Source organism: Paenibacillus sp. P36 (assembly GCF_045866505.1).
Lineage (GTDB): Bacteria > Bacillota > Bacilli > Paenibacillales > NBRC-103111 > Paenibacillus_E > Paenibacillus_E chondroitinus.
Map to the genome: position 1 here is coordinate 2,622,680 of NZ_AP038372.1, position 13,219 is coordinate 2,635,898.

General features: G+C 44.0%; 14 protein-coding genes. 9 read left to right on the plus strand and 5 right to left on the minus strand.

The features are described 5' to 3' along the window. Window positions 1-69: 69 nt before the first annotated feature. The 6 genes from ACKTT9_RS11885 to ACKTT9_RS11910 all read left to right on the plus strand — a co-directional run bounded on the left by ACKTT9_RS11885 (window position 70) and on the right by ACKTT9_RS11910 (window position 5,574). The gene (locus tag ACKTT9_RS11885) at window positions 70-1,683 is read left to right on the plus strand and encodes an ATP-binding protein (RefSeq protein WP_407871720.1); all 1,614 of its coding nucleotides are present in this window, start codon (window positions 70-72) and stop codon (window positions 1,681-1,683) included. Window positions 1,684-1,729: 46 nt separating this feature from the next. Continuing rightward, the gene (locus ACKTT9_RS11890; protein ID WP_407871721.1) at window positions 1,730-2,395 is read left to right on the plus strand and encodes a YoaK family protein; all 666 of its coding nucleotides are present in this window, start codon (window positions 1,730-1,732) and stop codon (window positions 2,393-2,395) included. A gap of 33 nt (window positions 2,396-2,428) precedes the next feature. After that, the gene (locus tag ACKTT9_RS11895; RefSeq protein WP_407871722.1) at window positions 2,429-3,379 is read left to right on the plus strand and encodes a hypothetical protein; all 951 of its coding nucleotides are present in this window, start codon (window positions 2,429-2,431) and stop codon (window positions 3,377-3,379) included. Then, the gene (locus ACKTT9_RS11900) at window positions 3,376-3,723 is read left to right on the plus strand and encodes a helix-turn-helix domain-containing protein (protein WP_407871723.1); all 348 of its coding nucleotides are present in this window, start codon (window positions 3,376-3,378) and stop codon (window positions 3,721-3,723) included. The genes ACKTT9_RS11895 and ACKTT9_RS11900 overlap by 4 nt, the downstream gene beginning before the upstream one ends. Before the next feature lie 140 nt (window positions 3,724-3,863). Next, window positions 3,864-4,847 carry a family 43 glycosylhydrolase gene (locus ACKTT9_RS11905; RefSeq protein WP_407871724.1) on the plus strand — a complete coding sequence of 328 codons (984 nt, stop codon included), beginning with the start codon at window positions 3,864-3,866 and terminating at the stop codon, window positions 4,845-4,847. Window positions 4,848-5,028: 181 nt separating this feature from the next. After that, the gene (locus ACKTT9_RS11910; RefSeq protein WP_407871725.1) at window positions 5,029-5,574 is read left to right on the plus strand and encodes a glutathione peroxidase; all 546 of its coding nucleotides are present in this window, start codon (window positions 5,029-5,031) and stop codon (window positions 5,572-5,574) included. 84 nt (window positions 5,575-5,658) lie between these two features. On the opposite strand, the gene ACKTT9_RS11915 is transcribed toward ACKTT9_RS11910, so the two are convergent. Genes ACKTT9_RS11915 through ACKTT9_RS11930 form a run of 4 tightly spaced genes read right to left on the minus strand, consistent with a single transcriptional unit; the run spans window position 5,659 to window position 9,147 of the window. Further along, complete coding sequence (locus tag ACKTT9_RS11915) at window positions 5,659-6,321, minus strand: NAD(P)H-dependent oxidoreductase (protein ID WP_407871726.1); 663 nt, start codon at window positions 6,319-6,321, stop codon at window positions 5,659-5,661. Between the two features lie 31 nt (window positions 6,322-6,352). Continuing rightward, window positions 6,353-7,762 (minus strand): MFS transporter, encoded by a 1,410-nt coding sequence (locus ACKTT9_RS11920; protein ID WP_407871727.1) that lies wholly within the window; start codon window positions 7,760-7,762, stop codon window positions 6,353-6,355. 4 nt (window positions 7,763-7,766) lie between these two features. Next, window positions 7,767-7,976: a hypothetical protein gene (locus tag ACKTT9_RS11925; RefSeq protein ID WP_407871728.1), complete on the minus strand. Its 210-nt coding sequence runs from the start codon at window positions 7,974-7,976 to the stop codon at window positions 7,767-7,769. A gap of 13 nt (window positions 7,977-7,989) precedes the next feature. Further along, on the minus strand, window positions 7,990-9,147 hold the full coding sequence (locus ACKTT9_RS11930) for a Gfo/Idh/MocA family protein (RefSeq protein ID WP_407871729.1): 1,158 nt from the start codon (window positions 9,145-9,147) through the stop codon (window positions 7,990-7,992). Between the two features lie 207 nt (window positions 9,148-9,354). Between ACKTT9_RS11930 and ACKTT9_RS11935 the strand changes: the two genes are divergently transcribed. Beyond that, window positions 9,355-9,960, plus strand: coding sequence for a TetR/AcrR family transcriptional regulator (locus ACKTT9_RS11935; protein ID WP_407871730.1), 606 nt, complete (start codon window positions 9,355-9,357; stop codon window positions 9,958-9,960). A gap of 219 nt (window positions 9,961-10,179) precedes the next feature. Here ACKTT9_RS11935 and ACKTT9_RS11940 read toward each other — a convergent pair whose 3' ends face one another. Then, complete coding sequence (locus tag ACKTT9_RS11940; protein ID WP_407871731.1) at window positions 10,180-11,370, minus strand: MFS transporter; 1,191 nt, start codon at window positions 11,368-11,370, stop codon at window positions 10,180-10,182. A 117-nt stretch (window positions 11,371-11,487) separates the two neighbouring features. On the opposite strand from ACKTT9_RS11940, the gene ACKTT9_RS11945 reads away from it, so the two are divergent. Both ACKTT9_RS11945 and ACKTT9_RS11950 read left to right on the plus strand, forming a co-directional pair. Further along, window positions 11,488-12,378 carry a LysR family transcriptional regulator gene (locus tag ACKTT9_RS11945; RefSeq protein ID WP_407871732.1) on the plus strand — a complete coding sequence of 297 codons (891 nt, stop codon included), beginning with the start codon at window positions 11,488-11,490 and terminating at the stop codon, window positions 12,376-12,378. A 15-nt stretch (window positions 12,379-12,393) separates the two neighbouring features. Next, a complete protein-coding gene (locus ACKTT9_RS11950; protein ID WP_407871733.1) occupies window positions 12,394-13,098 on the plus strand; it encodes an aspartate/glutamate racemase family protein in 705 nt (234 codons plus the stop codon). Window positions 13,099-13,219 lie beyond the last annotated feature (121 nt).

The window sequence follows — 13,219 nt, forward strand, 5'->3', positions numbered from 1 at the left end:
TGCAGAGTTGGTTTAATATATGAAGTATGCGCTAACAAGTTTAAGAATTTTAACAGAAGTGAGGGAGTTATGATTCTATTTGACTTTATAGTCAATATTGCTATATTTTCACTGCTTGTCAGTACACCATTGGTCATCCGCTCGTTTATTCACCAAAAGCCGATTAAGTATTTTAGTTTGTGGGCGAGCCTTTATGCTGGGGTTGTTTCGGTTATTCTCGTCATCCTTTCTATCAAGCAGCAAGGGTATGCCTACGATATTAGATACGCACCCGTTATTCTTGTTTTTGCTTATTTTGGGCCGATCCCTGGGGTGATAACCGGGTTATTCTCACTGCTTACCAGACTTGTTTCCGGTGGAAATTGGGCTCCGGCAATCATAGGCTGGATGATCAATATGATGATTTTGTGTGTTGTACATAAAGTCATGTCTCAAAGCTCACAATCCAAAAAAATCGGCTCACTTTTTATGGCTTATGTTGCGGGATATTTGGTAACGATCCTGTCGTTTCATATCTTATTGACCGAGCCGTTATTTCATTTGCAATATGTGCTGTTTGTCATGTTAGGCGTTATTTTGGGCGGCTTGCTGATCGAATCGAATGATCGGCTTTTAAGAATTAATAAGCAAAATAAATACATGGAAGCGACGCTGGAAAAAAGCGAATCGAAGTATAAGCTGATCGCTAATCATACTTCTGACTTAATCATGGTTATGGATCAAAATCATACGGTGAGTTATTTTTCTCCTTCCCACGAGCTTGTCTTAGGGTATGAACGCCACGAATTAATAGGGAATCTATTGTGCATGTTGGTGCACCCGAAGGACTTGGAAATCTTTCATCAAACGATTTCGACGATGATTGGGGGGCAGGAAGGCTATTCACTGGAAGTTCGCCTTAAACATAAAGAAGGACATTGGAAAGAGTTTGAATCCCGCTGCCAGCCTGTCAAAGGTAGTAAATATGTCATCGTCATCAGCCGCGATATCTCCGACCGCAAAAAAGCGGAAGAAGTTCTATTGCAGTCAGAAAAGCTTTCGATTGTAGGAGAGCTCGCGGCAGGGATTGCGCATGAAATTCGAAATCCTTTAACGACAATAAAGGGATTCCTGCAAGTGTACAAAGAAGGCAATTATTCGAGAAAACACAATGAATTGCTGTTATCTGAACTCGAACGGATTGAAGCCATTACAAGCGAATTTCTTTCATTAGCTAAACCTCAATTGACTCAACTTACAGTTACTGACCTGCGTGAGCTGGTGGAATACACAACTGAGATTTTATCCCCCGAAGCACTCCTGAAAAATATTGAATTCCAATTAAGTTATGAAGCGACACACTTCCCGATCACCGGAGAAAAAAATCAGTTAAAACAGATGCTTCTTAATATCATCAAGAATGCAATGGAGTCGATGCCTTATGGCGGAGAGATTCAAATTTGTTTGCGCAAAGACGGGGAGCGTCATGGTGTGATTGCCATTCAAGATCACGGTTGCGGGATTCCGGAGGAGCTATTGCCGAAATTAGGGGAGCCTTTTTACAGTTTAAAGGAGAAGGGGACTGGGCTTGGTTTAATGATTTGCAAGAAGATTATTAAGCAGCATGAAGGTGATATTACCTATTCAAGTAAAATGAATGAAGGAACTTTAGTAGAAATTCGGCTGCCGTTACTTCAAGCATGATTTAACTGATCCTAGCCATATTAATTGATGGGAGGATTGATGAGTTTTGCCAACACGTACATACCTTAACGGATCAGTCCTGGTGCTTTGCCTGATATCGGGCATCGTTGATGTGATCGGCTATTTGGGGTTGGGACATGTCTTCACAGCTAATATGACAGGTAATCTTGTGCTAATCGGAATCGCTATCGGGCAAGCGCAGCCGCTAGCTGTGCTTCGATCCATTCTTGCTTTTATTGGTTTTGTTGCCGGTATCGCCCTCGCAACTGTGATCGTGAAGCGAGGTCGGGAAGAGCAGATTTGGTCTAGAGGAGTAACGGCTGCGTTAGGCAGCGAAGCTCTTCTGCTTTTGATTGCGGCTTTGCTCTCCTATGCAGGAAACAGCGACATGAACTTATATATAATGATTCTATTATTAAGCATGGGGATGGGCATGCAAACGACCGTCGCCAGACATTTGAAAGTGGCTGGGATTTCGACGACCGTTTTGACCAATAATCTGGCGAATGTCATTGAGGATACGATTGCTCATTTTCGCCGAGTTAATCGTTTTACTGCAGACGCATGGTTGCGCACTTGGGCGGTAGCGATTTATTGCCTGGGAGCGGTAATTACCGCTCTTTTGGAACCACACGCGCTGTTTGCTTCCATCTGGATACCGGTCGCTCTGTTAATCGGGCTTGTAACTATGGCGGCAATTCGCTTCCGTTAAAATGATGAGAAGAACTCATACAAAGGGGTATGCATGAATAAGACAAAATTTCTAGGGCCAAAATCATACTTATTAATATTTCCTGCGATTGCGCTAGTGATAGTTTCTGAATGCATCACCTTCCCGGCAAAATTCAATTGGCTGCTAGTCTTATTCCTTATATCAATAGCCATAATCGAACGGATGTATATGCATCTTTTCAATAAGATTTGGCTGCCTTATTTTATCATCGTGATTGGACTCATTATTTTTGCAAAACATTCAATTTTGTATAGTTTCTTCTATCTTGTTCCGGATGCGGTAATCATTTGGTTGAAAAGAAGGGTTAGCTTCTGGTATGATCTGCTGCCGTCTCTGTCCATCAGCTTGATTACCATTGTCTTGGGCAATTCTTTTTACAATTGGACCTCCCACTCGTACATCAGCCGCCTTGGAACTTTATTTCTGCTTTTTGTGGTAAACTGGGTACTCGCTTACTTTTTCTCTTTTTTTGAGTCGGGTAAGCTGACCACCTCGCCAGTCGTTTCAACGTTCATACCGACGTGGTTTGAAATCGGTGTCATTTTTCCTTATTTGGCTGTATTCAATTATTTTAATTACCCGGTCGTCATGTCATCTTTTTTGGCGTATTTAATTGTTGTTAAAGTCTGTCATTCGAGAAGGATGCAGGTGAATGAATCACATGTCAGGAACCTCATATCTCTCATTGGTACAAGACTTCAGCTGCAGGTTCTATTAATGGATTTGGGCTCCATAAAGGGAGTCTATTATCCTAACAAACGTATCATTGTGATTGATCATAAACTGGATTATCCGGAGCAACTGGATACGCTGGTGCATGAATGGATCCATTGCGAGTTAAGAAAATATAAAAAATCTCCCCTCTTTCTTGAGGAAATTTGGGTCACGATTTTAGAAGCAGTCATAAGCTGGTACTATGTATTTAATTTAAAAAGAATTCTATCGACAGGAGGATACAAATGAGTCAGCGACTGGGTGAAGAACTAAGACGTTTGCGTAAAAAGAAAGGATTAACCTTGGAAGAAGCAGCTTCTGCGGCAGGAATAACTTTACAATATATGAGTCTGCTTGAAAAAGGGCAAAGAAAATCGGCCTCGTTCGAAATCATGGCCAACATTTCAAAGTTCTACGGAATTCCATTGGACTACTTCGCCCAATTTGTTGATGATGATCAAAATGAGGTTCATAACTTAAGTGAAACTGAACTTGAAATATGGAGTGCCATCAACAATAAAGTAAAGGATGAAATCTATTATAAGAAGGGAGATTTGCTGGCGGATTGGCTTCGTTCATTTTTTCGGAAATAAGGAGAAAATGCTTTCCTTTTTCAGTTGTGTCACGAAATTCAACTTTAGAAGAAAAAATAAAATTAAATTCATCAATAGTTGAAAAATTCTCGGGAGAACTTTATAATTTAGAATAACCGTTCTTCTGAGGAGGCATTTTGTTGAATCTTAACAAAAAAATTGAGCTTGCCGTATGGTCGATCAAGATCATAAAAAGTGATACGATTTTTCCAAAAAGAGCTAATGCACTTGATTTGACCTACCCTACTCTTCAGTACACGGATGTCACCGATGTTGAGGCAGAGTTTGTAGCGGATCCTTTCGTAGTTTCGGATGGTTCGAACTATTATGTGTTTTTTGAGGTGTTGAATAAACATTCCGAACGCGGTGAAATTGCGGTTGCTGTCAGTACAGACGGGGAAAAATGGCAGTATGACCGAGTTGTCCTTAAAGAGAGTTTTCACCTATCATATCCAAATGTATTTACATATGAGAATGACTATTATATGTTACCGGAGTCGTCGGAAGAAGGTGGCGTATTTTTATATAAATCTATGCAATTCCCATATAACTGGGAGAGAAAAAAACAGCTGCTATCTGGCCCATTTGTGGACCCGACCCTTTTCTATCATGACCAGAAGTGGTGGATGTTCGTTGGCAGTAAAGATGGAAGGAATCTTTATTTGTTTTATGCTGACCGAATGGACGGAGAATGGGTGGAACATCCCTGTAATCCTATTATTAAAAATGACTTACATATCTCTCGACCAGCGGGAAAAGTGGTTTGTCAGGATGGGGAGATTTATCGGTTTACACAAGATGGAGTTCCATCGTATGGGAAGATGGTTAGAGCTGTTCGAATCACGAAGCTGAGTGAGACAGAATATGCAGAAGAGGCCGTTGAGCCTGGTTTGCTGACGGGGTCGGGCCAACAGGGAAGCTGGCGGAAGGATGGCATGCATCATATTGATCATCTCCAAATGAAGGATAACAAGTGGATGATCGCGGTTGATGGGCATTTTTTAAAAGAACAGAACTATCTCGCTTGGAAGACTAAACGCTTCGTGAACAGACCTTTCTATAGCTCTTACAAGTTGTCTCGTAATATTATTAAAAAATTGCAGCTTATTGCTCAGTTATGGTAGTAACTAGCATCAAATCCGCGGAAGCCGCGGATTTTTTTATTTATAGCTGAGTGCGAAGCATGGAAGGTTTATTGGAATTAACTATAAAGATAATCGATTTAATATATTAGACCAATAGGTACTTTGACAATATGATAAGTATATCAATAATTACCAGAACAAGAGGAGGACCAACATTACCATGTCAATTTATCACTTTCAAGCAAACCTGATTAACGGAAAACAAGTCAATCTGTCAGACTACAGAGGGAAAGTTCTTCTCATTGTCAACACCGCAAGTAAATGTAGTTTTTCGCGTCAATTCGCTGATTTACAAAATCTTTATGAATCTCGGCAAGAACAAGGTTTTGAAATACTAGCATTTCCATGTAACCAATTTAACGAGAAAGAGCCATCCAGCAATTCGGACGTACAGGTATTTTGCGAGAATAACTTCGGGATCACATTCCCAATGTTTGAGAAAACGGATGTAAGAGGTCCATCTACCCACCCATTATTTCAATATCTGACACAGCAAGCACCTTTTAAAGGGTTTGATACGCGGACCAAGGACGGCCAATGGATGGACGAGTTTCTGCGTGAAAAATATCCGGACATCTATATGGGCGACGGGATCAAATGGAACTTCTCTAAGTTTTTAATTGATCGTGAAGGGCAAGTCATAGCAAGATTCGAATCAACGGTGTTGCCTTCTGAAATTGATACTAAAATTGCATCGTTGTTGTAGCATAACGAAAGCCAGCAAACTTTTGAGTTTGCTGGCTTTTTATGCAAAATCAAACTTGTTTGAAACATTTTGATTTTACGGACGTTACAGAATCCATTCGGATACTTGCTCCATCGTTCTTCTTGTTTTATCACGCGGTTCTTTTGCCCGATAACCGAAAGTGACCATAACGCTTACTTCATAATCGTCGTCTCCTAGCAAACCTCGTTTTGCTAAAATTTCGTTGACTCTATCAGGTACGAAGCCTTCGATCGGACAAGAATCGATTCCGATCATCGCCGCGGAAGTCATCATATTCCCTAGAGCGATATAAGTTTGCTTAGAAGCCCAAGCTGTTCTCGCTTGTTCGTTATCGAGATGGAACGAATCGAAGAAATCGTGCCATGCTCCCACGTTGTTTCGCACCATTTCAGCAGGATATTTTTTAACTTTTGTCAGCTGTTCATAAATATAAGGGGATTCCGGGATAAGTCCTTTACGAGCAAGAATAACGACCATGTGACTCGCGGTTGGCAGTTGATTGTACGCGCCGTAAGCGAACGGCCGAAGCTCTTCCCTAAGTTCCGGATTTTGAACGACTAGAAATTTCCACGCCTCAAGACCGTTGGAGCTAGGCGATAATCTCCCTGTTTCAAGGATAAATTGGAAATCGTCTTCGGATATTTTTTGGGTTGGGTCAAATGCTTTCGTTGCATGTCTAAAATGATAGGCTTCCAGCATTTCTTTTTTTGTCGCGCTCGTATTCATGTCGCTTCCTCCTTGATGTGGTTAACAATTTTTAAGCTTGCAGCAATGCTGCCTTTTTCTTTCTCAAGCTGAGTAAGGCGAGGAGCAGAGCGAATAATGCGAAGCAGCCGCCAACGACTAATGCTGTTTGAAATCCCGAAAGCATCGCTTCGTTGGACGATGCATCGGTGGCCGAAGCGGTCACCGAGCTCGCGACCGTAGCCAGAATAGACAATCCGAGGCTGCCTCCTAGTTGCAAGAACGTATTTACGATACCGCCTGCTACACCATGCTCCTCAAGTCGCACATCCCTTACGGAACCTACGATGATAGCCGTAAATCCGGCTGCTGTCGAGAGACCTAATAGAATGAAGACTGGTAAAATAAATGCAGCATAGACACTGTCCATGGACATGGTGCTTAACCAGAACAAGCCGAGTGCATTAACGAGCTGCGAAATAATCAACAACATTTTCGCTCCGAATATACGCATGAAGTAAGGCGTGATTTGCGTAGCTAGAACGGACGATAAACCGAGCGGTAGAAAAGCCAAGCCCGTTATTAAAGAAGAATAGCCAAGCGCATGGAAATACAGCGTTGAGAAATAAATAAATGCGGTCATGAAGGAATACATTAAGAATCCGATAATATTCGATGATACTAGCGAACTGATGCGGAACAATCGGAGTGGCATGAGCGGGTTTTTGGCGTATTTCTCGATGAAAACGAATCCGACCAGAATAAGCGCTCCGACGATTAAGGTTACGATTTTCGTGGTTGACCAACTGCCATCGACATCAGGCATGGATAACCCGTATACAATAATGAATATGCCTAACAGCACGGCAATTGCGCCGGGCAAATCAATGGATTGCTTGTTCTTTTGCTCCATCGGCCGTTCTTTAACAAACACTAACCCGATTATGATCGCAATCCCGAGCGGGACATTCAAGAAAAACAAGGATCGCCAACCGAGCGAGTCTGTCAGCAACCCGCCAACGATTGATCCCGCAGCGAAACCGCCAGAACCTAATGCGCCGAAAATGGCAAAAGCTTTATTCCGTTGCGCGCCTTCTGGAATCGACGTACTAATCAACGACATGGCCGCGGGAATGGACAGCGCCGCGCCGATCCCTTGAATCGCCCTGCTTGCAATGAGCCAAACCGGATTCATCGCGAATCCGCCGGCGAGCGAAGCAGCCGCGAAAATCGCTAAACCGAGCGTTAACACGCGTTTCCTCCCGATCAAGTCGCTTGCACGTCCGCCGATAAGCAGAAAACAAGCGAAGGTGAGGACATATGACGTGACGATCCACTGTAAATTATTTGTATTCATATGCAGCGCCGATTGGATCGCCGGTAACGCCACGGTCACCGTGGAGGAATTCATGACTTCCAAAAATTGTGCAAGGCAAACTAAAATCAATAACAACATATTCGCTTTAGAAATCCGATCACCCACGTAATTAACTCTCCTCTTTTCGTTTATTTAATTCTTGGTGCTCCACTGCGCATGAACCGTCTAAGCAGGCGAGCTCTTCCGTATCCCCAGCTGCGGAACGAAATTGAACGACGGGATGCTCCTCCGTCCAAGCTTTCTCTAGCGCCTCGACGAATATTTCTTTCGTCTGCGCCCCAGAGATGGCGTATTTTTCATTAATTAAGAAATAAGGCATTACTCGTTATGTTTTAATGAAATGTAGAGTTCGTTTCATTTACTTTTTGCTCGACGCCGGTACGGGAAGCCGTCATGATCGTGTCATATAATCGGTGGCGTTTGAGAGCATGAGCGAAGTCCGGCGTTTCATTCGTGCCTTCGCGAAGATCTTTAGCCAAGCTCGCGTAAAATTTCCCGATGTTACTTGATCTTGCCGGCCCTTCGGGAATCGATTTGATATCTTCGGTGTATTGGCTTGGAATGACGATCTCGCCGAGCGTCTTGTCTTCGCCTTTGCCGCCCCTCAATTTCAGCTCGGTATTCTGCATATTTCCGTTGAAATCGGCGGTGATGACAAGCTCGCCGTCCGTGCCGATGATCTCCCAACGCAAGTCGAAGTCCCGCGAAGTTCCACTGCGGTATAAGGTGGTCGCTAACACGCCACTTTCAAGCGTGCCTATTATGGCCATGTGATCCGGAGCCGTCACTTTTAGTGTCGTCCCATTATCCGCGATTTGAACTTCAGGGTGACGAACTTCAAGCTTCGCGGACACGTTATCGTAATCGCCGAGCACGTAATTCAGCCCGTCGATGGCGTGAAGTCCTGCGGACGCCAACATGGTCGCGCCGGCGTTCACGTCGTACGTATAAGCGAATTTTTGGATCGTAACGGGTTCCCAGATCAAGGCTGTACCAGATAATGTAGTTGCGAGTACGTTGCCGATATAGCCTTGAGTAATCAAATCGCGGGCGTGTTGGATTGCCGGAGAGTAACGCGCCTGCAAGCCAATAAACGTCCGAACGCCAGCCTCCTTAGCACGGCTCACCAAGTCTTGCGCTTGTTCCGTGGACATGCCAAGCGGCCATTCGCTGTATACCATTTTGCCTGCTTCAATAGCAGCTCGAGCGATATCGTAATGGTATTGCACATTAATAGCAATCACGACAAGGTCTACGTCAGGATGCTGAATCAAATCCTGGTAATTATCGAATCCAGGAACTCCGAACGCTTCGGCAGCCGCATCTGCGGATTCGCGGTTGCTCGTGCTCACCGCAACCAGTTGGAAGTCCGGCAAAGCTTGAACCGCCGGGATGTGCGCTGCGACAGCCCACCCTGGGTTGGACGGACTTGCTCCGATAATACCTACACCGATTTTCTTATGATTGGCTTGCTGTTGATGATTGGACATTGTAGTTCCTCCTCAAATCTAATTGGCAATCGCGAACCTCGGACTCTATTCCCTAACGATATTGACCCACCTGTACAAGATGGATAAGATATGTTCTAATAAGAGTTATTCGAGCTCGTTAGTGGACTGTGGTCCGCTTGTTAAACAATATAACCGGATCACGGTCCGGTTGTCAAATGGATAATATTAAAAAACGGGGGAAATCTAATGTTGGAGAAAAACCTTCGCAAAGATGCGGAAATACGCAGACAAGTCATTTTAGAAAAGGCAGCTGCTTTATTCGCCGAATATGGAGTCGAGCATGTCAGCATGCGTCAGATCGCCCGAGAAGCTGGAGTCGGTCAAGGCACACTTTACCGAAGCTATAACAACAAAGGGGAATTGTGCTGGGATCTCATCGGCGAAAGCTGCATCCAGAACTACGATCGGATCCAATCATTTTTAGGGGACCATACTTCCAGCCCGGTTAAAGATCGTTTGGAAACCGTACTTTTGTATCATTTGGAGTCGCTTGAGACGCATTCTCCCGTTCTTGCAGCCATCCAGGCGAACAGTGGCGGTGATGAGCAGCAAAACGTCCCTTTCTATTCAGAGCATTACGAATCCATTCATTCCGTTATCGTCCAATTATTGAACGAAGTCGCGAAGATTACTGAGAACCTCGCTCTCGATGCTGTTTTTACGGCGGATGCCATCATGGCGATATTGCGTCCTGATGTTTATATTTTCCAAAGACAGCATCGCGGTTATTCACCTGAAGAGATTAAAAACAAGCTCTTTCACGTGTTTATTGAGCCGCTATTCCATAAGTGATGAACATGGTATTGCATTAAAAACGTAAAAAAACAGCCAGCTACGCAAAGTAGGCGGCTGTACTATGTGTGCCAAATACTAACCACAAAGCTCATCGATGCAAAAGGTTAGCACTAAAAGGTATAACAAATCCCGCCCGATCGGAGTCACTCCATCGGGCGGGATTTGTATTAGAAACGAAGGTTGAAGATGATAAGAAGAAGATGGAATGAAACGAACTCATCCTTTTTCAAGGGACGGACTACTCGTTACTTGTGCGCCAAGGAGACGTAGCGATAACAGAAAGGCATAGGCCAGAAAGGCTACCACGATAAAACCGTACAACAAGTAATAGCCGCCGATACGGTAAAATAGGCTGCCAACGATCGGGCTGAGAGCCATTCCCATATATCGGAAAAGGTTGTATGCTCCGACAGCGGTCGCACGGTTTTTCGTGAACGCTCCAGTCAGCAGCGTGGTTTGCACCGGAAGCGAGAGTCCGAGAAATAAGCCGAATAGAATAATGCCAACCAACAGCCATGGTAAAGAAATTGCGTAGAAGATCAGGAAAAACAGGATCGAAATTGCATTTAGATAAGTTGTCAGAACGAGAAGTTTTTCCCCTTCAATCCTTGTTTGAATTTTCCCGCCCAAATAACTGCCAACCACGATGCCAAGCGACATCGGCAGAAAGACAAGCCCTTTTTGCTCAGCTGACAAGCCGTAACGCTCGGTTAAAATATTCGGCAAGAAGACCAGGAAATAATAAAACGCGTAATATTGAATGAACCCAAGATAGATAATGGACGATCCGATCCGATTCTGAAGAATGCCTGCAAAATCCCGCAATTGAAAGCGCCCGCCTTCGATGTTGTCTGGCTTCGTTTCCTTCAAATAAAGGTAGTTGAAAACCAACACAAGCATACCCGTTGCCGCAAGTGCTAGAAATACGGAATGAAAATTGAACAGCCCGCTAAGGAAGCCGCCGATGACCGGCCCAAGCACAGGGCCTAACGAAACCAGCATTTGAAAGGTTCCCATCGCTTGGCCGCGTTCTCTGCCTTCGAATAAATCGCTGATGACCGTAACGGCCACGACAGATCCGGCAGCGATACCAATCGCTTGCAGCGCTCGGAAGATTAGCAGCAGTGTTATCGTTTCAGAGAAGAAACAGCCAACCGAAGCGATAACATATAGCGTTATTCCGAAAAGCATGACTTTACGGCGCCCCTTTAAGTCCGTGAGCGGACCATAAATCACCTGCATCATGGCAAGAAATAAGGTAAACACGGAAATCGTCAAGTTGACGACGAATGAGGTGGAGTGGAGCTGGCTGGCAACCTCGGGTAACACCGGGGTGTAAATGGTTTGCGTGAACGGTCCAAGAAATGCAGCAAACGCAACAAGATAAACAACAAATTTACGATTCATGATGCTCAATCCTTTCTTTGAAATTCCTATACTCATCGTAATTGAAATCTGTTATTTATTCCAATGCATTTCATGCTATAATCTCATTGATTAGAAGGAATGAAAGGGGTGTACGGAATGGAACTTCTTCAACTGCATTATTTTCTCGCGGTCGCTCGTTCGGAGCATGTGACCGAAGCTGCTCGGAAACTGCACGTCACACAATCGTCATTGAGCAAAACGATTCAACGCCTGGAGGAGGATCTAGGCGTCTTGCTATTCGATCGAATCGGCAGGAAGTTGCAATTGAACGAGTTCGGAAGAACATTTCTTCGGCGTGCAGAAAGGGCTTTGTTCGAATTGGAACAGGGGAAGCAGGAGCTTAGCGATTTGTCCAGCCCCGATCATGGCGCACTTGAATTAGGAGTAACCAGCGCAAGCGTATTACCCGACATTCTTCGGAAATATCGAAAAAAGCGGCCGAATATTCAATTTCATGTCCAAATGCTGACTACACAAGAAATGATTATGCTTCTAGAGCGAGGTGAGGTGGATTATTGCTTGTCCTCGCCTCCTGTTGAAAGGGATGAGATCGAATGTCAAGTCGTCTTCATCGACCCCATCCTTGTTGCCGTTCCGTTGGGTCATCGGTTGGCGGATCGAAGCAGCGTATCTTTGAGCGAGCTGAAGGATGAATGGTTTGTCGGGCTAAAAGTTGGCTACGGTACACGCGATTTAATGGACCCCGTGTGCAAATCGGTTGGATTTACCCCTCATTATGTGTACGAAGGGGATGAACCGGCAAGGCTGGTCAATCTGGTGGAAGCCGAAATTGGCATAGCTTTCATACCAAGCACGGCTAGAAATGATCGAGCACAAATCAAATATTTGCAAGTAGAGACACACGAAGTGGTGCGGAAAATCGCATTATTATGGCACAAGAGTCGTTACATATCACCAGCAGCTCTGGATTTTCATGAGGTTGTTGTTGAATATTTTGAGGGTTTATCCAAAGAGACCAAACTATGAGATGAGGTGTTAGCTATGAAAACGATAGGACTGATAGGTGGAATGAGTTGGGAATCATCCTTGCTTTATTACCAAATTATCAATCAAGGCGTAAAGGAAAAGCTAGGTGGGCATCATTCCGCAAAAAGTTTAATGTATTCGGTGGATTTTCACGAAATCAAGACGCTGCAACATGAAGGGAAATGGGATGAAGCCACAAACATCATGATGGAATCAGCTCAAAAGCTCGAAGCAGGCGGTGCAGATTTCATCGTCATATGCACGAATACGATGCACAAGATGGCAAAAGAAGTAGAAGAATCGGTATCCATCCCCTTACTGCATATTGCTGACGCAACGGCAAGGGAAATTGTCAAATGTGGCATAAAAACAGTCGCTTTACTAGGAACTGCTTTTACGATGGAACAAGCTTTTTATAAGGGTAGACTTACTGAAAAGTTTGGACTTAACGTCATCGTTCCAGATGAAGCAGACAGGAAGATTGTACATGATATTATCTACGAGGAGCTTTGTCTCGGAATTATGAATGAAAATTCGAAACAGTCCTACTTGGCGATAATCGATCGTCTTGTCCAAGATGGAGCGGAAGCGGTCATCCTTGGTTGCACGGAAATCACTCTGTTAATATCTCAATCGGACTGCAAGGTTCCTGTATTCGATACAACGAAAATCCATGCGGAATACGCCGTAGACTTTGCAATTAGTAATAAATGTATATAACTAAATTATACGGGTCTATTCCGGATAGATATCGCTTATAATCAAAGCATCAATGAATAGAGGAGGCATTTTACATGGAAAACTTAACGATTTATATCACCGTACCAACATCAAAGGGTGG